General features: G+C 66.6%; 18 protein-coding genes. 7 read left to right on the plus strand and 11 right to left on the minus strand.

The window, feature by feature from the left end:
- Positions 1-300 precede the first annotated feature (300 nt).
- The 3 genes from H8S61_RS05240 to H8S61_RS05250 are packed head-to-tail and all read right to left on the minus strand — an operon-like array spanning position 301 to position 5,175.
- Positions 301-1,200, minus strand: coding sequence for a dimethyl sulfoxide reductase anchor subunit family protein (locus H8S61_RS05240; protein ID WP_186938212.1), 900 nt, complete (start codon positions 1,198-1,200; stop codon positions 301-303).
- A gap of 3 nt (positions 1,201-1,203) precedes the next feature.
- The gene (locus tag H8S61_RS05245; RefSeq protein WP_160943675.1) at positions 1,204-1,863 is read right to left on the minus strand and encodes a 4Fe-4S dicluster domain-containing protein; all 660 of its coding nucleotides are present in this window, start codon (positions 1,861-1,863) and stop codon (positions 1,204-1,206) included.
- A gap of 3 nt (positions 1,864-1,866) precedes the next feature.
- Positions 1,867-5,175, minus strand: coding sequence for a molybdopterin dinucleotide binding domain-containing protein (locus H8S61_RS05250; protein ID WP_186938213.1), 3,309 nt, complete (start codon positions 5,173-5,175; stop codon positions 1,867-1,869).
- A 272-nt stretch (positions 5,176-5,447) separates the two neighbouring features.
- Between H8S61_RS05250 and H8S61_RS05255 the strand changes: the two genes are divergently transcribed.
- Entirely contained in the window at positions 5,448-6,980 is a 1,533-nt protein-coding gene (locus tag H8S61_RS05255) for a response regulator transcription factor (RefSeq protein ID WP_186938214.1), read from the plus strand.
- Positions 6,981-7,420: 440 nt separating this feature from the next.
- On the opposite strand, the gene H8S61_RS05260 is transcribed toward H8S61_RS05255, so the two are convergent.
- Genes H8S61_RS05260 through H8S61_RS05270 form a run of 3 tightly spaced genes read right to left on the minus strand, consistent with a single transcriptional unit; the run spans position 7,421 to position 11,891 of the window.
- Positions 7,421-8,326 (minus strand): dimethyl sulfoxide reductase anchor subunit family protein, encoded by a 906-nt coding sequence (locus H8S61_RS05260; RefSeq protein ID WP_186938532.1) that lies wholly within the window; start codon positions 8,324-8,326, stop codon positions 7,421-7,423.
- A complete protein-coding gene (locus H8S61_RS05265) occupies positions 8,326-8,940 on the minus strand; it encodes a 4Fe-4S dicluster domain-containing protein (protein ID WP_186938215.1) in 615 nt (204 codons plus the stop codon). Before H8S61_RS05265 ends, H8S61_RS05260 begins: the two co-directional genes overlap by 1 nt.
- 2 nt (positions 8,941-8,942) lie before the next feature.
- Entirely contained in the window at positions 8,943-11,891 is a 2,949-nt protein-coding gene (locus tag H8S61_RS05270; protein WP_186938216.1) for a molybdopterin-containing oxidoreductase family protein, read from the minus strand.
- A gap of 176 nt (positions 11,892-12,067) precedes the next feature.
- On the opposite strand from H8S61_RS05270, the gene H8S61_RS05275 reads away from it, so the two are divergent.
- Complete coding sequence (locus H8S61_RS05275) at positions 12,068-13,561, plus strand: helix-turn-helix transcriptional regulator (RefSeq protein ID WP_186938217.1); 1,494 nt, start codon at positions 12,068-12,070, stop codon at positions 13,559-13,561.
- 637 nt (positions 13,562-14,198) lie between these two features.
- Here H8S61_RS05275 and H8S61_RS05280 read toward each other — a convergent pair.
- From H8S61_RS05280 to H8S61_RS05290, 3 genes are read right to left on the minus strand one after another with little or no spacing between them, the layout of a single operon-like run.
- A complete protein-coding gene (locus H8S61_RS05280; RefSeq protein WP_186938218.1) occupies positions 14,199-15,194 on the minus strand; it encodes a DmsC/YnfH family molybdoenzyme membrane anchor subunit in 996 nt (331 codons plus the stop codon).
- Positions 15,195-15,833, minus strand: coding sequence for a 4Fe-4S dicluster domain-containing protein (locus H8S61_RS05285; RefSeq protein WP_186938219.1), 639 nt, complete (start codon positions 15,831-15,833; stop codon positions 15,195-15,197).
- A gap of 1 nt (position 15,834) precedes the next feature.
- Positions 15,835-18,729 (minus strand): molybdopterin-containing oxidoreductase family protein, encoded by a 2,895-nt coding sequence (locus H8S61_RS05290; RefSeq protein WP_186938220.1) that lies wholly within the window; start codon positions 18,727-18,729, stop codon positions 15,835-15,837.
- Positions 18,730-18,867: 138 nt separating this feature from the next.
- Here H8S61_RS05290 and H8S61_RS05295 point away from each other — a divergent pair, with 138 nt between their 5' ends.
- Complete coding sequence (locus tag H8S61_RS05295; protein WP_186938221.1) at positions 18,868-19,794, plus strand: LysR family transcriptional regulator; 927 nt, start codon at positions 18,868-18,870, stop codon at positions 19,792-19,794.
- Here the strand turns inward: H8S61_RS05295 and H8S61_RS05300 are convergent.
- Complete coding sequence (locus tag H8S61_RS05300) at positions 19,791-20,975, minus strand: 4Fe-4S binding protein (RefSeq protein WP_186938222.1); 1,185 nt, start codon at positions 20,973-20,975, stop codon at positions 19,791-19,793. The genes H8S61_RS05295 and H8S61_RS05300 overlap by 4 nt on opposite strands.
- Positions 20,976-21,074: 99 nt before the next feature.
- Positions 21,075-21,311: a helix-turn-helix domain-containing protein gene (locus tag H8S61_RS05305; protein ID WP_186938223.1), complete on the minus strand. Its 237-nt coding sequence runs from the start codon at positions 21,309-21,311 to the stop codon at positions 21,075-21,077.
- Between the two features lie 232 nt (positions 21,312-21,543).
- Here H8S61_RS05305 and H8S61_RS05310 point away from each other — a divergent pair, with 232 nt between their 5' ends.
- Genes H8S61_RS05310 through H8S61_RS05325 form a run of 4 tightly spaced genes read left to right on the plus strand, consistent with a single transcriptional unit; the run spans position 21,544 to position 24,830 of the window.
- Entirely contained in the window at positions 21,544-22,404 is an 861-nt protein-coding gene (locus H8S61_RS05310) for a hypothetical protein (RefSeq protein WP_186938224.1), read from the plus strand.
- A 2-nt stretch (positions 22,405-22,406) separates the two neighbouring features.
- Positions 22,407-23,117 (plus strand): TorD/DmsD family molecular chaperone, encoded by a 711-nt coding sequence (locus H8S61_RS05315; RefSeq protein WP_186938225.1) that lies wholly within the window; start codon positions 22,407-22,409, stop codon positions 23,115-23,117.
- A 25-nt stretch (positions 23,118-23,142) separates the two neighbouring features.
- Complete coding sequence (locus H8S61_RS05320; protein ID WP_186938226.1) at positions 23,143-23,784, plus strand: 4Fe-4S dicluster domain-containing protein; 642 nt, start codon at positions 23,143-23,145, stop codon at positions 23,782-23,784.
- A gap of 8 nt (positions 23,785-23,792) precedes the next feature.
- Positions 23,793-24,830 (plus strand): 4Fe-4S binding protein, encoded by a 1,038-nt coding sequence (locus H8S61_RS05325; protein ID WP_255466478.1) that lies wholly within the window; start codon positions 23,793-23,795, stop codon positions 24,828-24,830.
- The last annotated feature ends 48 nt before the right edge of the window (positions 24,831-24,878 follow it).

Below are 24,878 nucleotides of genomic sequence, written 5' to 3' on the forward strand. Positions count from 1 at the left end.
CCGGCGCGCTTTCTCGCGCTTGCGAAACGCCTGATGGGAGAACCGGCTTCGGGAGCCCGCTTGCCACGAAGTCGAAAAAGTCGCAGGAGGAGGGCCGGAACCCGCTCGGGAGCCCGGCCCCGGCCCTCCTCGAGGGCGATCCGTCGTTTGCAAGGGGGTATGGGGAGACGAATCGCGCTCGAGGAGGGCCGGGGAGGGTCGCGCGCACGGGCGAGGAGGGGCGGGGGCTCCCCTCCTTGTGCGCCTGCGGAGGGGCTTGCTTCGTTGGAGGGGCCTCCGCAGGCGCTATCGGGGGATGCGCTAGTAGAACATGAACACGCTGAGCCCCAGGTTGTAGAAGGCGACGCGCATGCAGACGGCGCCGACGAGGGCGGCGGCTATCGCGACCGGGGCCCAGAGCCTCCAGTTCCCCGTGCGCCTGCCCACAAACGCGGCGGCCAGTGGCACGATCGCGCCGACGGCCACGGCTCCCAGCCACAGGAGCGGGGCCTGCGCGCCCACGGTGGCCGCGGCGTCGGCCATGGCCTTGGTGGGGTGCGTCGGGTCGAAGTAGAGGCCGACGTCGGCGAAAGAGCCGGCGGAGAGCTGGAGGAAGGCGGCGAAGGCGAGGGTTGCGAGGGCGTTGGCGGCTGCGCCTATCAGGGGCGTCCTACCCGCGGGGGCCCCGGCGTCGGCTGCGCGCTCGGCGGGCTGGTCCCGGGGTCCCCCTGCAGCCAAAACCAGGAGGAACGTCGCGGGTCCTAGCACGCAGGCGTTGCCGAGGACGTAGAGGATCCAGAGCACCGAGTCCCAGGCGGGGCGGGCGGCCATCGTGTAGCTGTGCGCCATGACGGCCACGAGCACCACCGACAAGGCGACGGAGACCCAGGCCAGCCACTTCGGCACGCTGGCGCCGTCGTCGGACTTGCGCATGAGCACGAGGTAGGCCACGGCGACGACCGCCAGCACCACGATCGCGATCAGCTCCTGCGTGATCCCGCTCGTCAAATGCCCGAACCCGTTGAAGATCCGCTCCCAGTGCTCCAAATGGAAGAACACCGCGATCCCGCCGGCGGCGAGCAGCACGGCCGAGCAAACCCAAGCCGGCACCTGCGCCTTCTTCCCGACGCCGAACACCGCCATCAGCGCCTGCGTCCCGAACAGCCCCGCGCTCCACGCAACCAGCGTGGTGAACAAAATCAAAGGCCATTGCAGTTCCATGGTCTACCCCCTCCACTTTCGGTCGGAGCGCAGCAGGTACATGAGCTCCGGGCCATTTCCAACATCGGGCAGACGATGGATTTCGTCTTCCGTATACGGTTCGACGTACTCCTTCAGCGTCACGCGCGTCTGTTGCATCTCGGCGTAGTCGCACGACAGCGCTTGCGGATGCGCCGGCGCTTCGAAGCTGTCCACGCCCTTGTCCAGGTCGCCGAAGAAGCGCGCACGCGAGCCGCACTGGGCCACGCACTGCGGCAGCTCGCCCTGGGCCACCTTCTGCTCGCACAGCGTGCACTTCTCCACCACGCGCTCCTCCTCGTTCAGGTAGCGAACGTTATAGGGGCAGCTCATGGCACAGAATTGGCAGCCGATGCACTTCGACTTGTCGATCTGCACGGTGCCGTCCTCGGCCTTGTGCGAGGCGCCCGTCGGGCACACCTTCACGCACTCGGGGTCGGCGCAGTGCTGGCACTGGATGGGCAGGAAGTACATCTCCACATCGGGCCAGTCGCCGCTGCCGCCCTCTTTCGGGTTCGGCCCCACGCGCAGCGTCTTGATCCAGAACGACCCTACGCCCACGCCGTTCGCTGCCTTGCAGGCAACCGTGCAGGCAAGGCAGCCGACGCACCGGTTCAGATCGGTGATGATTGCGTACTGCGTCATCGTTTACGCCCCCTCTCCGGTCCACGCTTCTTCGCCTTCGACGCGGGACCGCAGCCCCGTTCCCATCCATTCTTTCAACCGCGGGTCGCCCGCATCGCAGATGCACGGGTTGCCCTGCGGGTCGCACGGAACCGGGTTGCCGAACGGCGAGTTCTCCTCGGTCGCCTTGTACACCAGCACGGGAACCGAGCGCATCGTGGCCGCGCCGCACACCACGTCCTGGCCGTACGGGTCCATCACGCAGTTGATGTTCACCAGCTCGTAGCCGTGGCTGGCCGTGTCCATCTCGGGGAACCACCACGCGTGGTTCGCGTTCACCACGCCCTTGCTGATGCCGTAGTACAGATCCAGCACCTCGCGCACCTTGCCCCATGGGCTCTCGATCCACACCCAATCGCCCTGCTCGAGCCCCAGACGCGCGGCGTCGTTCGGGTTCATCTCCAGCCGCGGCGCGGGCCACAGCTCGCGGCACCACGGCAGCTGACGATGCTCGGAGTGGAAGTACACCGGCTGGCGCGCACCCGTGGTCATGAGGAACGTCGCGTCGGCGTGCTCCTGCAAGCTGGCGGGATAGTCGGCGTTGCGGATCTTCGACTCGTCGATGTCGGCGACCTTCGCGGCGTCGAAGTACTCGGGCGTGGTCACCGGCGAGTTCGTGGGCTCGCGGTACACGGGGAACTTGTCCTCGTCGCCCAGGTACGCCTCGCACACGAGCGACCAGATCTCGATGAGGCCCGACGGCGTCATGAAGCCCGGATGATCGTCCACGAGCGGGTACAGGTTGAAGCCGCCCTGCTGACGACGCCAGCCCATCTCGTGGCGGCGGTACGTGCCCCACCGCTCGGGATGCCACGTGCGGCAATCCATCCAGCCGTTCTTCTGGAAGTGCTCTTTCGCCTGCTCCCAGGTGGGTCCGTCGGGGAACTCGGCCGTCTTCCACGCGTCCACGTTGTCCTTGAGCACGCGGCTGCGGTTCGGCCAACGGTAGTCGGTCTTCTCGCCGAAGTTGAGGATCTCGGACGGCTCGGCCGACTCGTCCTTCGTGTTCCACGGCACGCCCATGGCCTTGTACATGCCCACGTTCCAGTCGGGGTCGTAGATGCACTCGCCCGGCGCCTCGACGGCGGCGCACCCGCAGCCGAAGAACCCGCCGGCGCCCTGGCTGACGCGCGTCGTGTCCACTTCCAGCCAGTGATAGCACGGGAAGATGACGTCGGCGTTGCCGTTGTTCGGGCAGAACCACAGGTTGATGTCGGTGAAGAAGTCGAGCTTCGTCATGGCTTCCCACGCCACGTCGATGTTGCCCATGTTCATGAAGTCGCCCGACTGGCACACGCCCGCATGCAGCTGGTACGGCACGTCGTTGTCGAGGCAGCCGTCCCAGATGGAGTTCGCATCCGCCCAGCGCGCCCAGTAGCGGTTGAGCGGGAAGCGCTCGGCGTCAACCTCGTTGGCCTGGCGCTCGAACACGGTCTTGGGGTTCGGCCACGCCTGCGACGTGCGAAACGCGCCGCCCATGCGCTGGGCGATGACGAGGGCTTCCTCATGGCTGGGCACCTTGTTGCCGTAGCGCTCGGCCAAAGGCGAGTCGTTGTCGATGAGGTACTGCACGAAATCCTGCATCTTCGCGGCGAGCCCCTCGAGGTCGACGTCGCGGCCGTCCCACGTCTTGGCCTCGTCGCCGTACGGCGCGCCGGCCTGCATGTTGGAGCGTCCGGGGTTGCCGTCGAACTGCGCCTTCGACGAGCCGCGGTTGCCGGCCGGCTCGTCGGAGTTGCCGGTGATGCACGACAGGATCTGCAGCGCGCGCACGTTCTGGATGGAGTTGCCGTTCTGGTCGGTGGCCAGCTGGAAGTGGATGCCGCCGTTGCCGTGCAGCGGGTTGATGCGGGTGGCCCAGGCGCGCACGGCTTCCTCGTTCTTCGCGGCCGGAACGCCGGTGACCTCCTCGGTCTTCTCCAGCGTGTACTCGCCTGTCATCTGGCGGAACGCGTCCCATACGGTGCGCGCCTGATGCACGGAGCCGTCCTTGAGCGTCACCTCCACCTCGCCGGGAAGCAGCGCCGGACGCTTCGGCAAGCCCTTGGGGTTGCAGGCGTCCGAGCCGTCGGGGAAGCGGTCGGGCTCGGTGGCCGGATCGGCGAACGTCGACTGGTCGGGCAGCCACGCGTCGGCCACGAGCGGCTTGTACGGATGCTCGATCCACGTGCCGGTGGTGGGGATGCGATGCTCCTCGCCCTCCCACATGCCCAGCTCGGCGTCCCAGTACGTCAGGCGCTCGTTCGCCTCGTCCCACACGATGAAACGCTGGTACTTGCCGTCCTCCTTGAGGTCGGCCTCGGTCAGCAGCTTCGTCTTCATGTTGATGCCGCCGTTGCCCTCGACCAGCCAGCCTTCGGTGAGCTCGGCCTTGTCGTCCACGTAGAGGAACGACGCGTTCGACCAGCGGCGCACCATGGTGTCGTCGTAGGCCTCGTTCTCGATGACCCAGTTGAGCCACGACAGCGCCAGCGCGCCGTCGGTGCCGGGGCGCAGCGGCAGCCAGATGTCGGCTTCCTTGCCCAGCGGCGTGACGCGCGGGTCCACCACGATGTGCTTCGACGCGCGGTGCGCGACGTCGGTGATGGTGCGGTTCGTGGAGTCGTAGTTGGAGTACTCGCATGCCGTGCCCCATTGCACGTACACGCTGGGCTCGGCCTCCACCTCCATCCACGGCGACCCCATCTCGTCGGTCATGATGCCGCCGAAGTGGCGCGGGCCCTTGCACACCTGGTAGGCCAAGTGCGCGTTCGGCGTGCCGAACAGCTGCTTCATGCCCTGGTAGGGCCCGAGCGACCACACGCGCGACGTGCCGCACATCACGAAGATGGACTCTCCGCCGTACTTCTCCTTCACTTCCTTGAGCTTCTCGCCGCATATCTCGAACGCCTCGTCCAGCGTGATGCGCACCCAACCGGGATCGTCCTCGCCCTTGGGGTTCGTGCGCTTCACCGGGAAGCGAAGGCGGTCGGGATGGTACAGCGCCTGCATCGACGACTGCGACTTCGAGCAGCAGTGCCCGCGGCTTTGCGGCGCGGACTCGTCGCCCTCCACCTTGACGACCTTGCCGTCGCGCACGGTTACCCAAACGCCGCACTCCACCTTGCCGCAGGCGCGGCAGCACGAACGAACGCGTTTGACTTCCCCCGCATCGGCATCGACGCCCTCGGCGAGCGCCTGCATCGGCTCGGCGACCGCCGTGAGCGATGCAGCGGCACCGGTGACCGCCATCGCCTTCATGAAGCTGCGGCGCGTGAGCGTGAGCTGAGCCATTGATCCCCACCTTCCTTTCTCGTCTCTCGCTTCATACCTGAAACGATGGAGCCATCCTAGGCGGCGAAGGCGGGTACACCCTCCCAGCAGCGCTATGATTTTGCGTCGAGGCGGGGCGGCAGGGCATCATACCGTGGCTATGATTTTTCGCAAAACCCCAGGAAACAGCCATCAACAAAGGGGAAAGGTGGCAGGCGCGGAGCAGCAACCCGACGACGGTGCAGTATGATGGACGGCGAGGGTTCGCAGACGAGGGGGAAAGCGGGTACCTGATGGAAATCAAGCTTCCGCGGCTCAAACTGGAGGTGCGCGAGGACGAGGGGTTCTCGTTGGGGAAGCTGTCGCCGACGCTCATCGTCGGCTTCGGCGCCCACTGGGCGTGGGTCTACCTCACGATGTTCAACGGCCAGCAGCTGTTCTTCTGGAACGCGGCCGATCCGGCGGTGCCGGCCGGGCTCTTCCATCCCGTGTCGCTCGTGTTCTTCGTCATGACGCTGCTGAGCTACGGCGTGCTGTCGCGCGCGTACCGCCGCCTGTTCGCCACGCAGCGGCGCCGCGCGCGCATCCGATTCGTCGGCGCGACGCTCGGCTTCGCCGGCACGCTGCTCATGTGCTTGGCGGACGTCGGGACGCCGCTGGGAATCGCCGCACTCGCGGCGGGAGGCGCGACCACCGGCATCGGCTCGGCCATCCTCCTGATGAGCTACGGCGTGTCGTTCGGGCAGTGCGACATCGCCACCATCGTCACCAGCACGGCGCTCTCGCTGGTGGCGGGCATCGCGCTGTACACGGCCGTGTCGAACCTCGACCTGCTCCATCCGCTGGGAGCCCTGGCCGCGGCCCTCATCCCGTTCCTCGAATGCTGGTGCCTCTACCGGTGCAGCACCGTGCTCGTCGACAAGCTCGAGTTCGCCGCCATCACGCTCAAGGTGAGGAAAACCCCGTTCGCGCTGCGCCTGTGCGCGCCCAGCCTGCTGTTCGGGTTCGCGCTGGGCGCCGTGCGCACGCAGGCCATCGCCGACATGCACCTGGTCGGAGGCTTGGGAACGCAGATCGTCTGCATCGGGGCGGCCGCGCTCACGGCGTGCGCGCTCATGATCGCCGTCATGCTGACGCAGCGCCAGCACATCAACTTCATGTTCCGCCCCCTGCTGCCCCTCATCGCGATCGCGCTGGTCGCGGTCTACTTCATCGCCGACGCGACGCCCTTCACCACGTTCGCGCTGCTGCTGTGCTACCTCCTGTTCGAGGGCACCATGTGGGTGAGCTACGCCGACATCACCCAGCGTTTCCGCCTGACGTCGTTCGTGGTGTTCGGATTCGGGCGCGGGGCGCTCGCGCTGGGCGCGCTCATCGGGATGACGGCCTCCCTCGCCATCCCCGCGCTCGACTCCGCAACCAATCCGGCGAACACGCTGATCGTCGTGTTCGCGTGCATCATCTTCGGCTTCGGCGCCCTGCCGCGCGGCAGCGAGCTGCGCGCCCTCATCGTGGGCGAATCGGACAACCCGGCAGGCGAGATGCTCCGCGGGCGCGAGCACGCCGAGTCGCCCGAGAAGGCGCGCGCCGGCCGGTTCAAACGCAAGTGCGAGCTGGTGGCGAACCGCTACCTCCTGTCGAAGAAGGAGACGGAAGTCCTGTTCCTGCTGGCGAAAGGCCGCAACGCCGCCTACATCCAGGAGCAGCTCTACATCTCCGAGGGCACCGCCCGCACCCACATGCGCCACATCTACAAAAAGCTCGACATCCACACCCAGCAAGAGCTGATGGACCTGGTGGAAGGGGCGGAGGAAGAAGCCGCGTAAGCAAAGCGGCCGCGAGGCGGCCGCTCGAGGTCCAACGGCATTCGGCCGTCGTCGTCGCGAGCAGGAATCGCGGCGGTTTCTGCGACTTTTTCGACTTCGTGGCAAGCGGAGAGAAAGCCGACCAGGGGTTTCTCCCGCGCGTGGCCGCCGGCTTCCGCCGGCGCGCTTTCTCGCGCTTGCGAAACGCCTGATGGGAGAACCGGCTTCGGGAGCGCGCTTGCCACGAAGTCGAAAAAGTCGCAGGAGGAGGGCCGGAACACGCTCGGGAGCCCGGCCCCGGCCCTCCTCGAGGGCGATCCGTCGTTTGCAAGGGGGTATGGGGAGACGAATCGCGCTCGAGGAGGGCCGGGGAGGGTCGCGCGCAGGGGCCCCTCCCCGTGCGCATGAGGAGGGGCTTGCTTCGTTGGCGGCGCCTCCGCAGGCGCGACCCGGGGGATGCGCTAGTAGAACATGAACACGCTGAGGCCCAGGTTGTAGAAGGCGACGCGCATGCAGACGGCGCCGACGAGGGCGGCGGCTATCGCGACCGGGGCCCAGAGCCTCCAGTTCCCCGTGCGCTTGCCGAGGAACGCGGCGGCCGTCGGCACGATCGCGCCGACGGCGACCGCGCCGAGCCACAGGAGCGGGGCCTGGGAGGCGACCGTCGCGGCGGCGTCGGCCATGGCCTTGGTGGGGTGCGTCGGGTCGAAGTAGAGGCCGACGTCGGCGAAGGAGCCGGCGGAGAGCTGGAGGAAGGCGGCGAAGGCGAGGGTTGCGAGGGCGTTGGCGGCTGCGCCTATCAGGGCCGTCTTACCTGCGGGGGCCCCGGCGTCGGCTGCGCGCTCGGCGGGCTGACCTGCGGGTCCCCCTGCAGCCAAGGCGGAGAGGAGGGCGAACGTCGCGGGGCCCAGGACGCAGGCGTTGCCGAGGACGTAGAGGATCCAGAGGGCCGAGTCCCAGGCGGGGCGGGCGGCCATGGTGTAGCTGTGCGCCATCACGGTGACCAGCACCACCGACAGCGCGACGGAGACCCAGGCCAGCCACTTCGGCACGCTCGCGCCGTCGTCGGACTTGCGCATGAGCACGAGGTAGGCCACGGCCGCCACGGCAAGCACCACGATCGCGATCAGCTCCTGCGTGATCCCGCTCGTCAAATGCCCGAAACCGTTGAAGATCCGCTCCCAGTGCTCCAGGTGGAAGAACACCGCGATCCCGCCCGCCGCCAGCAGCACCGCCGACGCAACCCACGCCGGCACCTGCGCCCGCTTCCCCACCCCGAACACGGCCATCAGCGCCTGCGTCCCGAACAGCCCCGCCGACCAGGCAACCAGGGTGGTAAAGATAATCAAAGGCCATTGCAGTTCCATCATTCACCGCCTCCCATCCAGGTCATGCGACGCAGGATGAACCGGCCCTGTGGCCCATTTCCCACGTCGGGCAGCATATGCACATCGGCTTCCTCGAAGGGCTCGCAAAACGCTCCCAGCGTCTCGCCGCGAGCGCCCTTGAACGACTCAAGACCCTGCTCCACATCGCCGAACCAGCGGGCCATACCGCCGCACTGGCTCACGCACTGCGGCAGCTCGCCCTGGGCGATCTTCTGCTCGCACAGCGTGCACTTCTCCACGACGCGCTCCTCCTCGTTCAAATACCGCACCCCGTACGGGCACGACATGGCGCAGAACTGGCAGCCGATGCACTTCGACTTGTCGATCTGCACGGTTCCGTCCTCCAGCTTGTGCGAGGCGCCCGTCGGGCACACCTTCACGCACTCGGGGTCGGCGCAGTGCTGGCACGACACAGTTACGTAGTAGTTGTCCACGTCGGGCCAGTTCCAGCCCTCGGCCGAGGGGTTGGTGATGCGCAGCGTCTTGTTCCAGAAGCTGCCCACCGGCACGCCGTTGACCACCTTGCACGCCACCGAACAGGCAAGGCAGCCCACACAGCGGTTCACGTCGGTGACGATCGCATACTGAGTCATGGCTACGCCTCCTCTCGAATCTCATAGTTGGGCATCCACGCTTTCAGGCGTTCGTCGGACGAGTCGTAGATGATGGGCGTGCCGTCCTCGCCGCAGGGTACGGGGTTGCCGAACGGCGAGTTCTCGGGCGTGGCCTTGTACACCTTCACGTTGTACGCACGCAGGTAGGACGCGCCGCAAACGGGATCCTGCACATCCCCATCCACCAGGCAGTTGATGGTGCACAGATCGAAACCGCCTCCCGCTTGGTTCAGCTCGGGGAACCACCACTGATGCTCGGCGTTGACCACGCCCGGCTCGATGCCGTAGTACAGGTCGGCCGTCTGACGAACCTTGCCCTTGGGGCTCTCGATCCACACCCAATCGCCCTGCTCGATGCCCAGCTCCTTAGCATCGTCCGGGTTGATCTCCATGCGCGGCGCAGGCCACAGTTCGCGGCACCACGGCAGCTGGCGATGCTCGGAGTGAAAGTACACGGGGATGCGGCGACCGGTGGTCATGAGGAAAGGCCACTCCTGCGCGACGGAGGGATCGCCCTGCTCGTTGAGGATGGCCGGCTCCCACGTCGGCAGGTTGAACCGGCCATCGGGCTCGTACGTCTCAAGTGCCGTGGACCAGATTTCCATCTTGCGGGTGGGGGTGGACATGCCCTTCATCGGATTGCCCGCCGGCGTGACCAAGCTCGGCTTGGAACACATGCCCGTCTCGTAACGGCGGTACGTGCCCCACGTCTCGGGCGCGATCTCGCGGCAATCCCACCAGCCATGCTCCTGGAACGCTTCCTTGTACTCGGCCCAGGTCATGCCCATCGGCGCCACGCACTTGTCGAACAGCTGCTCGCTCGTGGGGTACACGCAGCCTTCGGGCAGACCGAACGACACCGGGTCATCGGCGTAGGGAACGCCCATGGCCTTGTACACGTCGGTGACGATATCCACGTCGAAACGGCAATCGGCCGGCGGCTCGATGGCCCGGCAGTTCGCGCCTTGGGCGCCCGTCGAACCCTGCGATATGCGGGGGCAGTCCACTTCCAGCCAGTGATATACCGGCAGCAGGATGTCGGCCGCGCCGGCCGCGGGCGTCTTCCACAGATCCTGCACCACGAAGAAGTCGAGCGCGTTCAGAGCTTCCCAATACTTCGTCGAATTGCCCTGGTTCATGAAACCCGACGCCTCGCACAGACCGCCGCGCACCGGGTAGGGGTCGCCCGTGAGGATGGCGTCCTGCACCGCGTTCGCATCGGCCCACTGCTGCCACCACGACAGCGCGGGAATCTTATCGTGCCCGAGGATCTTGTCATGGAAGATCGACCAGTCGATGCCCTCGAAATGCCCGGTCACAATCGTAGGTTGGGCATCCTCTGCACCCGAGAACATGCCGCACGTGGGACCGCGATTGCCTGCCGGCGTATCCCAGTTGCCCGTCATGCCCACGAGCGTGTCGAAGATGCGGTTGTTCTGGATGGCGTTGCACGCGTGCTCGGGGGCCAGCCCGTACTGCAAGCCGCCGTTGCCGTAACCGGTAGCGGGGTCGAGGGGCGTGGCCCACGTCTTCGCCATGCGCTCGATGACCTCGGCGGCGACTCCGGTGATTTCAGCGGCCTTCTCCGGCGTGAAGTTCTGGGCGTATTCGGCGAAATGATCCCACACCGGACGCGCCTTGTACGTGGCGCCGTCGGCCAGCACCACGTCGAACGTGCCGCGCAACGCCGGATCGATCTCAGGGTTGAAGGGGCTCTCCTTCGCGATGCGGCCAGGAACGGTGCCCTTCGGCAGGTTCGGCTGCGGATTGTCGTAGAACTCGCTCCACACCTCGTCGGGCTCTCCCTCCCACAGGCCGGTTTCGGCGTCGAAGTAAGTCAGGTGCCCGGTGGGGTCGTTGTCGTGCAGCGGATGGTCGCCGTCGGTGCCGGCCAACTCGTCCCACACCAGGTAGCGGGCCATGCTCCCGCCCTCTTTCACGTCGCCCTCTTTCAGAAGGCGCGTGCGCATGGGCTTGAGCTCCGACCAGGCGATCATGTTCACCAGCGCGCCTCCGGAAGGCTCCATGCCATCCACCACGAGGAAGGGCGCATCGGTCCAGCGCTTCACGAACAAGTCCTTAAACAGGTTGTTCTCGATGATCACGTTCGCCCACGACAACGCGAGCGCTCCGTCGGTACCGGGGCGGAGGTGCGCCCAGGTGTCGGCTTCGTGATTGAGCCCCGTGCGGCGCGGGTCGATCGAGAAGTACTCGTCGGCCGTGTTCGCCAGATCGACGGTGGTTCGGCAGCTCTCGTCGTAGTTCGATATCTCGGTGGCGGTGCCCCACTGCACGAACACGCGCGGGCGGTCGCTGGTGGCCATCCACGAGTAGGCGAACTCCGACTGCATCTGGGTCGCCATGTGGCGCGGGCCCTTGCAGATCTGCCAGGCGGTGACGGCGTTCGGGCTTTCCACCAGCTGGAGCCAGCCGGCGTACGCGTGCTGCGTCCAGATGCGCGACGTGCCGCCCATGAAGAACATCGACTCGCCGCCGTACTTGTCTTTGAGCTCCTGGAACTTCTCGGCGATGGTCGCGTACGCCTCGTCCCACGAGATGCGCACCCAGCCGGGATCCGTCTCGGTTTTGGGGTTCGTGCGCTTCATCGGGTGGTACAGACGGTCGGGATGGTACGCCGCCTGGATGGACGACTGCGACTTCGTGCAGCAGTTCCCCATCGAATGGAACGCCGTCTCGGCATCGCCCTCCACCTTCACGGCGCGCCCGTTCTGCACGGTCACCAGCACGCCGCACTCGTTCTTGCCGCAGGCGCGGCAGCACGTGCGCACCACCTTGACGCCGGCCGCCGCCGCGCCGCCTCCCCCGGTTTCGGCGAGGGCCTGATGCGGCGTCGCCGCAAGCCCCGCAGCCGCCCCGACGACGGCTGCGAGCTTCACGAAGCTACGCCGCGTCAAAAGCGATTTCACCATACTTCCTCCTTGCCTCGTCCTCTCGGGCTCGTCCGCATCACATTGATCGAGCGGCGAGCGAGGCTATAATAGGCAGGCCGGGTAAGCGGGCGCCACGAGCGTTTCTTACGGTTTTGGCGCGAAACGGCCCGTAATCAGCCCATAAGAAACGTATGGGCACGAGGGGGAGCAGGCGTATGGGGAACGACAATCAAACCAGTTCAGGGGATCAAAACCAGGTTTTCGATCCCCTGTCGCCTCTGCAGACGATCCGACCCGACCTGCTGGGATTCGTCTTTCACCTCTCCTGGCTGTTCCTGCTGTTCTACAGCAACGCCGCCGACACGAACCAGCCCTTTGGGGGCATGGGCTCGACCGATGCCATCTACCTGTCGTCGGCCATCGCTCTGGCCGTCACGCTTTGCTTCGGCGCCTTGCGCACCAAAATGTTCATGCGCCTTTGCGAGGGGAAAACGGGGGTTGTCGTCGCGCCTCTCGTCACGGCAATCGGCACGCTGCTGTACTGCATTCACCTTGGGATGCCGTCACTGGCGCTCGTCGTCCTTGGCGGCATCCTGACCGGCATGGGATCGGGCGTGATCGCCGCACGCTGGGCATCGGTGTTCGGCAACACCACGTCGCGCATCATCATCGCCAACTTCCCCACCATCCTCGCTGCGATCGTCGCCATCTGCGTCAGCGTCGGCTATTTGCCGCACGAGCTGCGCTTGGCGCTGCTGGTGCTGCTGCCGCTGTGCTCCGGCGCCTCCTTGCAGTTCGCCCGACGCTACCAGCGGTCGCAGGCGAGCAGCGTCGGGCGCAAACGCCTCGAGAAGGGCCGCGCGAGCCGGCCGCTGCAGTACGCGCCCCTCGTCGCGCTCGTGGCGCTCATCGGGTTCACCGTGGCGCTGCTGCCCTCGTTCGAAATCACCGGAGCGAACTACGGGCTGCTGTTCTACCTGGTCGCAGCCGTGTTGGTGCTGGGGTTCGTAGGCACCGCCATCTTTTTGGCCGACCGGCGCGGCTTTCCCGCGCTGTTTCTGGCACCGCTCCTGGTGCTCGTGCTGGTCTTGCTGCCGTTCGCGCAGCTCTCCGCGAAATCGCCCGCCGACACGTTCTACCCCGTCGGAAACATCGCGTTCGAGCTGCTGTTGCTGTTCGGCACCGTGCTGTACGCCCACGCGACCGATCGGTCTCCGGCGAAAACGTTCATGATCGGACGCACGACACTCGCGCTGTCCGACTTGGCCGGTGCGCTCATCGGCGAGCGGATTGCGCTCGCAGGCGACACGGCCGTCATGTTGCAGCTGGCCGGCGTCTGCCTGTTCGCGGCATCGGAGTTGTTACTGCTCGCGCTGGTAGTGGGTTACCTCGTCAACAACAAGGGCGCGCTTCGCCTGCCGACGTTTGCGGGAGAGTCCGGCGCGCGGGACGAGGTCGAAGCCGCCCCGCTGCAACCGTCGCGCGACCAGCGGCTCGACGAGCTGGTCGAGCGCTTTCAGCTTTCCGAGCGCGAGCGCGACGTGTTCGCCCTGCTCGCCGAGGGACGCAGCTCGGCGCGCATCCAGGAAGACCTCTGCATCGCCTCCGGTACGGTGAACTATCACACCCGCAACATCTACCAGAAGCTCGGCGTACACAGCCGCCAAGAGATCATCGACCTTTTTAACGAGGAGGAGAACCCCTTGTAGGAGCCGCACCCGGCACAGCCCGGAGAATCGTCAGAAAACGAGCACGCCAGCGCAGGCGCCATGATGCACGCAAAACGTGAACTAGGGGTTCGTGGGCTCGATCTGCCAAGATCACACCTGGTTCTGCAACTTTTTCGACTTCGTGGCAAGCGGGAAGAAAACCGACCAGGGGTTTCTCCGTACGTTGCTGCCGGCTTCCGACGACGCGTTTTCATGCGGCAGTAAAGCCCCTGATGAGAGAACCGGCTTCGGGAGCGAGCTTGCCACAAAGTCGAAAAAGTTGCAGAAGGGGCGTCGAATCCGGTTTTCGGGGAGGAATGCTTGGGGACGGAAGGGGCCCGGCCCTCCTCGAGAGCGATCCGTCGTTTGCAAGGGGGTTTGGGGAGACGAATCGCGCTCGAGGAGGGCTGGAGGCCTTTGTCATCCTGAGCGAGCGGAGCGTGTTCGTTGGATCCCGTGCGGCGCTAGCCGTGACGTTTCCGGTTGGCACCGCACGGGATCCTTCGGCTTCGGCCTTCGGCCCCCGTTCAGGATGACGGGGGGGCTAGTGGAACATGAACACGCTGAGCCCCAGGTTGAACGTGTGTCAAGGGGACGTGTGTCAAGGGGACGGAGGTTTTGACACACGCCCTGAATCCTAGTAGAACATGAATACCGAGAGCCCCAGGTTGTAGAAGGCGACGCGCATGCACACCGCGCCCGCCAGGGCGGCGACGATGGCGACCGGGGCCCAGAGCTTCCAGTTATTCGTGCGCCTGCCCATGAAGGCGGCGACCAGGGGCACGAGAGCGCCGACGGCGACGACACCGAGCCACAGGAGCGGGGCCTGGGAGCCCACCGTCGCGGCTGCGTCGGCCATGGCATTCGTCGGGTGCGTCGGGTCGAAGTAGAGGCCGACGTCGGCGAAGGAGCCGGCGGAGAGCTGGAGGAAGGCGGCGAAGGCGAGGGCCGTTACGGCGTTGAGGGCTGCGCCGACCAGCGCCGTCCCGCCCGCGAGGGCCCCGACGTCGGCCGTGCGCTCGGCGGGTTGCTCCCCAGGTTCCCCTGCAGCCATGGGGGCGGAAGAGGGTTCCCCGGCTTCGACTGCGCGCTCGGCGGGTCGACCTGCGGATCCCCCTGCAGCCATGGGGGCGGATCCGCCCGCGGCCATGAGGAAGAGGAACGTCGCGGGGCCCAGGATGCAGGACTCGCCGAGCACGGCGAGGATCCACAGCGGGGACTCCCACGCCGGCCTCGCGGCCATGGTGTACGAGTGCGCCATGACGGCCACGAGCACCACCGACAGCGCGACGGAGACCCACGCCAGCCACTTCGGCACGCTCGCGCCGTCGTCGGACTTGCGCATGAGCACGAGGTAGGCCACGGCGGCCACGGCCAAGACCACGATCGCGATGAGCTCCTGCGTGATCCCGCTCGTCAGATGCCCGAACCCGTTGAAGATCCGCTCCCAGTGCTCCAGGTGGAAGAACACCGCGATCCCGCCGGCCGCCAGCAAGACCGCCGAGCAAACCCACGCCGGCACCTGCGCCTTCTTCCCCACCCCGAACACCGCCATCAGCGCCTGCGTCCCGAACAGCCCCGCGCTCCACGCCACCAGCGTGGTGAACACAATCAAAGGCCATTGCAGTTCCATTTACATCTCCTCCTTTCCCTGCCACGTGCGGTTGCGCAGGATGTACACGTACGAGGGCTTGTTGCCCACGTCGGGCAGATGGTGCACGTCCGCGTCGGACCAGGGCTTGCTCGTCTCGGTGATCGGGAGGAACCGCCCGTCCTTGTCGGGAGGCCCGACGAACGTCTCGATCCCCTTCTCCATATCGCCGAAGAAGCGGGCGCGCCCGCCGCACTGCCGCACGCATTCGGGCAGCTCTCCCTGGGCGATCTTCTGCTCGCACAAGGTGCATTTCTCCACCACGCGCTCGACCTCGTTCAAATACCGCACGCCGTAGGGGCACGACATCGCGCAGAACTGGCAGCCGATGCACTTGGACTTGTCGATCTGCACCGTGCCGTCCTCCAGCTTGTGCGAGGCGCCGGTCGGGCACACCTTCACGCACTCGGGATCTTTGCAGTGCTGGCAGGTCACCGGCAAGTAGTACATCTCCACGTCGGGAAACTGCCCCGAGCCGCCCGGCGTCGGGTTCGGCCCGATGCGCAGCACCTTGTTCCAGAACGCGCCCGGCGCGATGCCGTTGACCATCTTGCACGACACCGAGCAGTTCAGGCACGATACGCAGCGGTTCAAGTCCGTGACGATAGCGTACTGGGTCATATCACACCTCCTCGGGTTTCACGGGCATCCAGTCTTTCAGGCGCGGGTCGTCGGGCTCCACGATGATGGGCGTGCCGTCTTCCGGCGCACAGGGAACCACGATCCCGTTCGGGCAGTTCTCGGGCGTCGCCTTGTAGATCTTCACCAGGTAGCCGCGCAACGTCGTCGCGCCGCTGATGGGGTCTTGCGCCTGGTCGTCCACCAGCGCATTGATGTTCGACAGCTCCCATCCGTGCGTCGGCGCCGGAAGCTCGGGGAACCACCAGCCGTGATCCGCCTCCACCACGCCGGGCGCGATGCCGTAGAACAGATCGGCCACCTGGCGTATCTTGCCGCGACGCGACTCGATCCAGCACCAGTCGCCCTGCTCGATGCCCAGCTCGCCCGCGGTGACGGGGTTGATCTGGAACGTCGGGACCACCGCCTGCTCGCGGCAATACGGCTGCTGACGGCCCTCGCTGTGGAAGAACACGGGGATGCGCCGCCCCGACGTCAAAACGATGGGGTACTCTTCGTACACGTCGGGCGTGGAGTACGGGCTTTCCTGCGGCTCGCGCACCACCGGAAGCTGCTCGCCGAGATGGTACGACTCGAGGATCGTCGACCACAGCTCGAACTTCGTCGTGGGCGTCTCCCAACCTGGTAGGCCATCGGCGCGCATGAATCCCAGCAGGTGGCGACGGTAGTAGCCGATGGGGCTCACCTTGCGCAGGTCCCACTGGCCATGCTCCTGGTACTGCTGCTTGAAATCGTCCCAGTCCTTGAATTCCAGCTTGTCGCCGTCGGGGCCGGGAATCTGCATGCCGTGGGTGGAATGGAAGATGGCCAACTCGTTCACCTGCTGCTCGTCCGGCCAGGGCGTTTCGAGCCACTCCTTCGGCCACCACGGCGGCGCGGCCTCGGCGCTCGTCGGCCACCAGGGGATGCCCATCTTCTTCGTGATCTGGATGATCTGCGGGGTGTCCCAGCGCGCCTCGGCCAGCGGCGGCACCGCAGCCACCTGCGCGCCGAAACCGCTCTCAGCGCCCTGCGAGATACGCAGGTTGTCCACCTCGAGGAAGTGCGCGGCCGGCACGAGGACGTCGGCAAGCTCCACCGTCGGCGAGAACCACAGCTCGGCCGCCCAGTAGAAGTCGAGCGTCTTGAACGCCTCCCAGTTGCGCGTCGCGTTTCCCGAATGATGGTGCGTGCCCGTGGAGGAGATCATCGCACGGATGGGGTACGGGTTGCCCGTGAGGATCATCTCAGTCGCGGTGGTCTGGTCATGGTGGAACGCCGCGCCGCCGATGGTCTGGAAGTACGGCAGCAGCGGGAACTTCTCACCGCCGGCGACGCGTGCACGCAGCTCAGGAGCTTGCTGGGGCGCGCCGAACGGCGTGGCGTAGTTGATGAACACGTTGTACAGGTAGTGCACCGACTCGCCGCCGCGGTTGCCACCGGGCGTGTCGAGGTTGCCCATGAGCGCCGAGAGGATCAGCGGGATGCGCGTCGACTGGACGGCGTTGCCCGCATGCTCTAACGGCAGCTGGTACTGGATGCCGCCCTGCATGAGCTTGCAGCCGTATTCCTCGGCGGCCTCGCGCAGCACGTCTTCGCTGATCCAGCAGTGCTCGGCGGTTTTCTCGGGCGTCCACTCGGCCAGCTTGTCGCGGAACATCTGGAACGTGGGGGTGGCGCGCACCGTGCGGCCGTCCTTCAGCTCCACCTCGTACGAGCCGTCGAGGGCCGGGTCGATGTCCACCTGGAACCCGTTGTCCTCCACAAGGTAGCCTTCGCCGTGCTTGGTCATCTCCGTGGGCTTGACGTACTCGCTTTCGCCCTCCCACAGCGCGGTTTCAGCATCGAAGTAGGTCAGGCGCCCGTTCTTCGCGTCCTGCACCATGTAGCGCTTCGGGCTGCCGCCCTCGCGCACGTCCGACTCCTTGAGCAGGCGCGTCTCGATGTTCAGCGGGTAGCTCTGGTTCTCCAGCGTCGCCGTCCACGTGTAGCCGCTCGGTGCCAGCTCCTCCACGTACAGGAAGGGGCCGTTCGTCCACTTCTTCGCGAACAGCTCGTCGAACGACTGCATCTCGTTCACGATGATGTTGAGCATGCCCATGCCGAACGCGTCGTCGGTGCCGGGGCGCAGGTGCACCCTGATGTCGGCCTCCTTGCCGAGGTTCTGCAAACGCGGCCCCACGCAGATGGATTTCCGCGCGTTCACCTGGGCGTCCACGGTCACGCGGTTCGCGTTGTCGTAGTTCGACACCTCCTGGTTGGTTCCCCACTGGAAGAACACCTCGACGCCGTCGTTGAGCGAGATCCAGTGCGCCGGGAAGCAGGTCATCGCACCTGACTCGCAGCGCGGGCCCTTGCATATCTGGCCCGCCGTGCAGCCGCCGTTGGGGCTGCCCACGTAGTAGCCGAACATCATGGAGCCGTAGCTGGTGATGCGGCTCGTGCCGTGCAGCGACTTGATGGCGGGGCCGCCGTACTTGTCCATGCACTCCTGGAAGCCCTTCGCGCCCGCCTCGATGGCCTCGTCCCAGCTGATGCGGACCCAACCGGGGTCTTCGCCCTTCGGGTTCGTGCGTTTCATCGGGTAGCGGACGCGGCCGGGATGGTACAGCGCCTGCGTGGCCGACTTTCCCTTGGCGCACAGGTTGCCGCGGCTCGTGATGGCGCTTTCGTCGCCTGTGATGTCGATGACGCGGCCATCCTGCACCCACACCCACGTGGCGCATTCCATCTTGCCGCATGCGCGGCAGTGGCTCCGAATCTTCTGAACCTCTCCCCCCGGCTGCGCCTCGCTTTGAGCGAGCGCCGAAAACGGCGTCGCCGAGGTCAACCCCAACGCGGCGCCCGTGACCGCGGCGCTTTTCACGAACGTCCGGCGCGTGCAATTCAACGGTTTCATTCACCCTCCTCTAGTTCACTCGATGCGTTGTTCGCTATACTTGCCCGAAGAGCGCTCTTCGCCATCTATCGTAAAAAGCGCTGATGGCATGCTCAAGCGATACGTTTGCGTTCAAGCATTCCAGGGGGGAATAGGGATATGCACATTTCGCATCTGAGGGAGTTCGTCGAGCTCGTGCGCTGCCTGAGCTTCAGCGAAGCCGCGCGGAACCTCAACACGGCGCAGTCCACGCTCAGCAAACACGTCTTGGCGTTGGAGAAGGAATGCGGCGCGGAGGTGCTGACGCGTTCGAGCGCGCAGGTGCGCCTGACGCAGGAGGGCCAGGCGCTGTTCGAGGGGGCCATCGACATCATCGAGACGCACGACCGCACGCTCGAGCGCATCGCGGCGCTCAAGCGCAACCCACCGATCGTCGTGGGCGGGCTGTACCGCAACGCGCACATCCTGCGTTTCGTCACGAGCATCGTCAACCGTCAGCGGAAAAGCGACGCGCCGCTGACCTTGAGCTACCGCAATCTCCACCATCGACCGTACGTCGAGATGCTGCAGAAGGGCGAGTTGGACGTCGCGTTCACCATGCAGGAGCACGACGCGGACTTGCCGGCCGGCATCGACCGCATCCACCTGTTCGACGACCCGCTCGTCGCCATCATGGCGAAGGACCACCCGCTCGCCGGCAACGAGTCGCTCGTCCTCGAGGACATCGACCACCAGAGCATGCTCTCGCCGGACGGCGGCTATGCCATCGCCGGCGCCGAGCTGGCGCGCAAGATATTCGCGAGCAAGGGCGTGCGGCCCCTGTACCGCCCGGTGTTCATCCAATCCGCCCAGGACTTCCCCACGCTCGACATCGCGGACAACATCCTGGTGGTGGAGGAGTCCATCCAGAAGCAGCAGGCGCAATCGGAAGGAAACTGCGCGCTCCCCTTCACGGACGCCGAGGCGTGCTTTCCCTTCTACGCGCTGTTCCGGGCCGACGAGCGCACCGGCGCCATCGGCTTCTTCCTCGACGCCCTCGAGGAAGAAGCCCGGCGCTTCGCCGCCGACACCGCGCACGAGGGTTAGCGCTCGTACACCTGGTCGCAGCCGAGGAGATCCTTCATGGAGTGCCAGATCTGGTGGGGGTTGCCCGGAGGGTTCTTGAGCGGCTTCATCGGATAGCGCTCCTGCGCGCCCGACAGCAGGTCGACGGCGAACACCTCGTCGGACAGCTCGAGCGCCCCCTGCGCGCAGATATCGGTGCAGCACCGGCACTTCACGCAATCGACCGGGCGGTGCGTCACGCCGATCGAGCCGTCCTCGCCCGCGTACTTCGCGATGGCCCCGGTGGGGCAGAACGTGGCGCACATCTGGCACGACGAGCACTTCTCGGGGTCGATGATCACGTGACCCCACAGGCGCGTGTCGATGAGCACGTCCTGCGGCTGCCCCAGCGCGCCGAGCGCCGCAAGCAGGCGACCGCGGCGGTCGGGGATGAAATGAGGCAGCGTGCCGTCCTTGCCCACCTTCACGAACTTCGGCTCCGGCGGCTCCTCCACGCCCAGCGCGTCCTTGACGGCGTAGTCGGCGGTGACCGCCGCGGCGCTCTTCGCCTCGTCCTTCACGCTGGAGAAGAAGCTCCGGCGGCTTGCGTCGTAGCCCTCGTCGCCCGACCGGCGCACGGCCGAGGGAAGCTTTTCCACCAGGTCGATGCGCATATCGTTGTTCCAGGTTTCCAGCAGCGCGAGCGCCGTGTCGCGCACGAGCCGGGCCGTCTCGAACCCCGAGGCGTGCTCGCACTCCGCGCACCGCGCCTGCACGAGGACCACGCGCCGCGCGCCGCGCGCCGCCAGCGTGACCAGCAGGCTCTCCTCCACGCGTCCCAAACAGGTGACGCCCACCACCTTAGCGGGGTCGTACAGCCCGTCCGCCGCGGCAAGCAGCTGCTCGCACGCGACGACCACCTCGCCGTCGGCCGCCTCGCAGGCCGCGCGGCACGATTGCAGCAGCTCGGCATCGTTCGGACGATGCGCCTCGAGCGCGCAGGTGGGGCACATGGTGGCGCAGGTGCCGCACCCGATGCACCGCTCGGGCTCGATGGTCAGCTCGTTGTCGTCGTAGGAGATGCAGCCGCTCGTGCACACCTCGGCGCACTTCATGCACGTCGCGTTGCGATTGCGCACAACAGCGCAACGGCCCTGATGAACCGTGATGTCGGCGCTCTGAAGTTGTTCGAGCAGACCGAGGAAATTAGTCACGTGAGCCATGACTTCACCCTTTCTCGTCTACCCCCTTGCACCGCCCAGTATAGCCACTTTCGCCCGTCTGCGCGAGAGGAAAAGAAAGCGCTCGGAAAACCGAGGCCGCTACCGCTCTCCTTCCGCACGATGATCGCCGGTCAATTCCCCCACCCGAACGCCCAGGCCATCGGCGATTCTGCACAGCAGTGAATACCGAACATCCACCGTGCCTTTTTCGATTTTTATCACATGGGAGTAACCGGTGCCGACGATGAGGGCGAGACGGCGCACCGAAAGACGCTCAGCATGGCGAAGCTCGGCAATGCGCTTTCCCAGTTCGAGTTGTCGGTCGGATGCGTTCATGATGCCCCCTAGCGTAAGGGACGCGAGACGATCCGCGACGCGAGTCCGGGGAAGAGCGCGAGAAAATCGCGCTTGACACCTTCGGCGGGCGTGCCTATCATGTGGCCTTGGGGAGTCCGCCGGCACGCAGGTTGCGTGCGAAGCGGACATTGTTTGCAAAAGTGGGAACCTCAGGGGTGAGGTTCGCGGTGCTGTGCGCCGTAGATGCAAACAATGTCACGAGGGGCGGAACATGACTCACGATTCCACGAACCAACACCTTTCTCTTGAACCCGACTACGACGGGTTCGATCCACTTGAAGACTTCGCCGACGACGAAACCGAAGGGCGCGCCGACGAGTTCGTCGCCACGGTGAGCGCCGCCGAGGATGCGCTCGCACGCGAGAACGCGGACGCCGATGCGGACGCGACCCCGTCCGGCGCGTCCGTCGCCTGCGAGCGCCCCGCCGAGGAACGCATCGACGACCTGCTGAAAGCCATGGCGCCGCGCCGCACGGTGCTGCTGGGCATCCTGGCCGCGTGCGCCCAGCCGCAGCCCGCCTCCGCCGTGAAGGCGCAGGTGGACGAGCTGCAAGCGAACAACTTCTCGGTGTACAGCGCGGCCAACCTGTGCTCCCTGCTGGAGAAGGCGGGCGCGCTCGAGCGCGTCACGGCCGACGGCGACCCCGCCGACGACGCCGAGATCGAGCCGGAAACCGTCGTCGTGGACGGCGTCGAGTACCTGGAAGCGCGCGAGCCCGTCGAAACCTACTGGCTTGCCACCGCGCCCGGCATCGCGGCGCTCGAAGCCGACAAGCCGCTCGACCGCCTGCGCGCCCTCCTGGAGGAGGATGCCGCCTACGCACCCATCTACCAGCGCATTCTCAACCTGTGCGCAGCGGATGGCGGTGCCGCCACGCCCGCCATCAACGACGCGGTCGACCACGACCCGCTCGTGCAGAAGCCGCGCTTCTACGCGCCCCACTTCATCGACCGGCTGGAGAAATGCGACGCGCTCGTCTGGAAGAAGGCGTGGTGCATCACCGACATCGGCCGCACCGGCCTCGACCTGCTCGCCGACGCTCCCGCAACCGCCGCATCCAAGGAGGACTAACCATGACCGACGCAACCGCATCCGCCCCCCAGCCCCTCGCCGACGAAGCCACGATGCAGGAGTTCATCACCCTCAACGAGCAGCGTGCCGCCACGTACGGCCTGCTGTCGCGCCTGTACCGCGTGGAGGTGGACCAGTCCCTCCTCGACGAGCTGCGCGGCATGCGCTTCCCCGCCAAGACGGGCAACAAGAACGTGGACGAGGGCTACCGCCTGCTGGCCACGTACCTGAGCAACACCTGGGACAACAGCATCACCGACCTCGCCATTGACTACGTGCGCGTGTTCATCGGGCACGGCGTGGACGCGTTCTCGGCCGCCTACCCGTTCGAATCGGTGTACACCTCCGAGAAGCGCCTGCTCATGCAGGAGGCGCGCGACGAGGTGCTGGCCATCTACCGCAGCGCCGGCCTCGACAAGCAGGACACGTGGAAGGAGGGCGAGGACCACGTGGCGCTCGAGCTGGAATTCGAGCAGATCATGGCCACGCGCACGGTGAACGCGCTGCGCGACGGCGACGAGGCCGAGGCGATCGCCCTGCTGACCACGCAGAAGAACTTCCTCGAAGACCACCTGGCGGCATGGGCCCCCATGATGACGTCCGACATGAAGCGCTTCGCGCAGACCGACCTCTACCGCGGCCTCGCGTACCTGACGGACGGCTTCCTCCAAACCGACGAGGCGTTCCTCGCCGACGTGCTGGCCGCGGACTAGCCGCACGGGATCGAAAGAAGGAGCGATGGAGAACAAGCAGGAGAGAACCTACGCCGGCATGACGCGCCGCACGCTGTGCTTGGGCGCGGGCGGCGCTGCGGTCATGCTGGGCTTGGGCGGATTGAAGTACGCGGGATCGCAGTCCCTCGTGCGCCCGCCGGGAGGCCAGGACGAGGAGCGGCTCATCTCGGCGTGCATCCGCTGCGAGAAATGCTACGAGATCTGCCCGCGCGACGTCATCGCACCCGCCCACCTCGAGGACGGCGTGCTGAACATGCGCACCCCCACGTTCGACTTCTCCGCGAACTGGTGCGACTGGTGCGCCGACGAGCACGACGGCACCCCGCTGTGCGTGAGCGCCTGCCCCACCGAAGCGCTCAAGCTGCCCGCCGACGCCACGGCCGAGAACACCATCATCGGCAAGGCGGTCATCCGCGAGGATTGGTGCCTGGCCTACAAGCTCACCGGATGCCGGTTCTGCTACGACGCGTGCCCCTACGAGGCCATGGAGCTGGACAAGGACAACCGTCCCATCGTGCTGGAGGACAAGTGCAACGGATGCGGCGCGTGCGAGAGCGTGTGCGTCTCGCTGCAAAACGGCTCCATCGCCGAGGGGGCCACGGCGCGCGCCATCGTCGTCCACCCGCTCGACGAAGTTGAAGGATAGGTGCCCCCATGAAGAAGAATTCCAAAACGCTGCGCACCGCCTGCGCGCTGGCCATCATCGCCGTCGTCACCGTCGGCTTCGTGACGAACGTCGGGATCGGCACCATGTCGGCGCCGGGCATCTGGGATATCTCCATCCTGTGCCCGCTGGGCGCCCTGGGCACCATGCTCGCCTCCAAGATGATGGTGCCGCGCGCCGTGATCTCGCTGATCGCGATGGTGCTGCTCATCGTTCTGTTCGCCCGCGCGTTCTGCGGATGGATGTGCCCCGTGCCGCTCGTGCAGAAACTGCGCGGCGTGTTCGCGAAGAAGCAGCCCGTCAAGCGCGACGATGCCGTCGGCGTCGACGCCGACGCCGAGCCCGAGCCCGCTGCCGCGCCGCTCACGAAGGCCGAGGCCGACGCGCTGAGCGTCTCGTGCTCGAAGGGAGCGAAGGACGCGGGCGGATGCGCCTCCTGCGCGGCCAAGCGCGGGGCCGCCCCCGACGCGCGCCACTTCGTGCTGGGCGGCGCGCTGGCGTCCACCTTCATCTTCGGCTTCCCGGTGTTCTGCCTCGTCTGCCCCATCGGGCTCACGTTCGCCACCATCCTGCTGGTCATCAACCTGTTCGCGCACGGCGACGTCACCTGGTCGCTCATCGTGGTGCCCGCGCTGCTCATCGCCGAGGTGCTGCTGTTCAAGAAGTGGTGCCACAAGCTGTGCCCGCTCTCGGCGTTCATGAGCCTCATCGCGAAGGCGAACAAGACGTTCGTGCCCACGATCGACGACGCGAAGTGCCTGGAGACGGCCAAGGGAGCCGCGTGCGGCGCCTGCGGCCGCGCCTGCGAAGAGGGCATCGACCCGCGCCACCCGCAGCTGTCGCGCGCCGCATGGAGCGAGTGCACGAAATGCCGCGCCTGCGTGGACGCATGCCCCACGAACGCGATCACCATGCCGCTGCTGCCCAAGCGCTCGTCGGACGCACCCGTCGCCACGACCGTCGATGCGGCCGGCACGGCCGACGCGAGCGACGCTCGCAACGCCGGCGATGCGCGCACCGCACCGTAAACCCCCTCCCGCGCGGCCCGGCCAGCTGCAGCAGCCGGGCCGCGCTTC

This window comes from Eggerthella hominis (genome assembly GCF_014287365.1).
GTDB classification, from domain to species: domain Bacteria; phylum Actinomycetota; class Coriobacteriia; order Coriobacteriales; family Eggerthellaceae; genus Eggerthella; species Eggerthella guodeyinii.

Coding starts and splice junctions, on each gene's coding strand:
- H8S61_RS05280 (WP_186938218.1), bottom strand. CDS start 15,194: ATGGAACTGCAATGGCCTTTGATTGTGTTCACCACGCTGGTGGCGTGG.
- H8S61_RS05270 (WP_186938216.1), bottom strand. CDS start 11,891: ATGGTGAAATCGCTTTTGACGCGGCGTAGCTTCGTGAAGCTCGCAGCC.
- H8S61_RS05290 (WP_186938220.1), bottom strand. CDS start 18,729: ATGAAACCGTTGAATTGCACGCGCCGGACGTTCGTGAAAAGCGCCGCG.
- H8S61_RS05250 (WP_186938213.1), bottom strand. CDS start 5,175: ATGGCTCAGCTCACGCTCACGCGCCGCAGCTTCATGAAGGCGATGGCG.
- H8S61_RS05295 (WP_186938221.1), top strand. CDS start 18,868: ATGCACATTTCGCATCTGAGGGAGTTCGTCGAGCTCGTGCGCTGCCTG.
- H8S61_RS05315 (WP_186938225.1), top strand. CDS start 22,407: ATGACCGACGCAACCGCATCCGCCCCCCAGCCCCTCGCCGACGAAGCC.
- H8S61_RS05255 (WP_186938214.1), top strand. CDS start 5,448: ATGGAAATCAAGCTTCCGCGGCTCAAACTGGAGGTGCGCGAGGACGAG.
- H8S61_RS05245 (WP_160943675.1), bottom strand. CDS start 1,863: ATGACGCAGTACGCAATCATCACCGATCTGAACCGGTGCGTCGGCTGC.
- H8S61_RS05305 (WP_186938223.1), bottom strand. CDS start 21,311: ATGAACGCATCCGACCGACAACTCGAACTGGGAAAGCGCATTGCCGAG.
- H8S61_RS05265 (WP_186938215.1), bottom strand. CDS start 8,940: ATGACTCAGTATGCGATCGTCACCGACGTGAACCGCTGTGTGGGCTGC.
- H8S61_RS05275 (WP_186938217.1), top strand. CDS start 12,068: ATGGGGAACGACAATCAAACCAGTTCAGGGGATCAAAACCAGGTTTTC.
- H8S61_RS05240 (WP_186938212.1), bottom strand. CDS start 1,200: ATGGAACTGCAATGGCCTTTGATTTTGTTCACCACGCTGGTTGCGTGG.
- H8S61_RS05260 (WP_186938532.1), bottom strand. CDS start 8,326: ATGGAACTGCAATGGCCTTTGATTATCTTTACCACCCTGGTTGCCTGG.
- H8S61_RS05310 (WP_186938224.1), top strand. CDS start 21,544: ATGACTCACGATTCCACGAACCAACACCTTTCTCTTGAACCCGACTAC.
- H8S61_RS05285 (WP_186938219.1), bottom strand. CDS start 15,833: ATGACCCAGTACGCTATCGTCACGGACTTGAACCGCTGCGTATCGTGC.
- H8S61_RS05320 (WP_186938226.1), top strand. CDS start 23,143: ATGGAGAACAAGCAGGAGAGAACCTACGCCGGCATGACGCGCCGCACG.
- H8S61_RS05325 (WP_255466478.1), top strand. CDS start 23,793: ATGAAGAAGAATTCCAAAACGCTGCGCACCGCCTGCGCGCTGGCCATC.
- H8S61_RS05300 (WP_186938222.1), bottom strand. CDS start 20,975: ATGGCTCACGTGACTAATTTCCTCGGTCTGCTCGAACAACTTCAGAGC.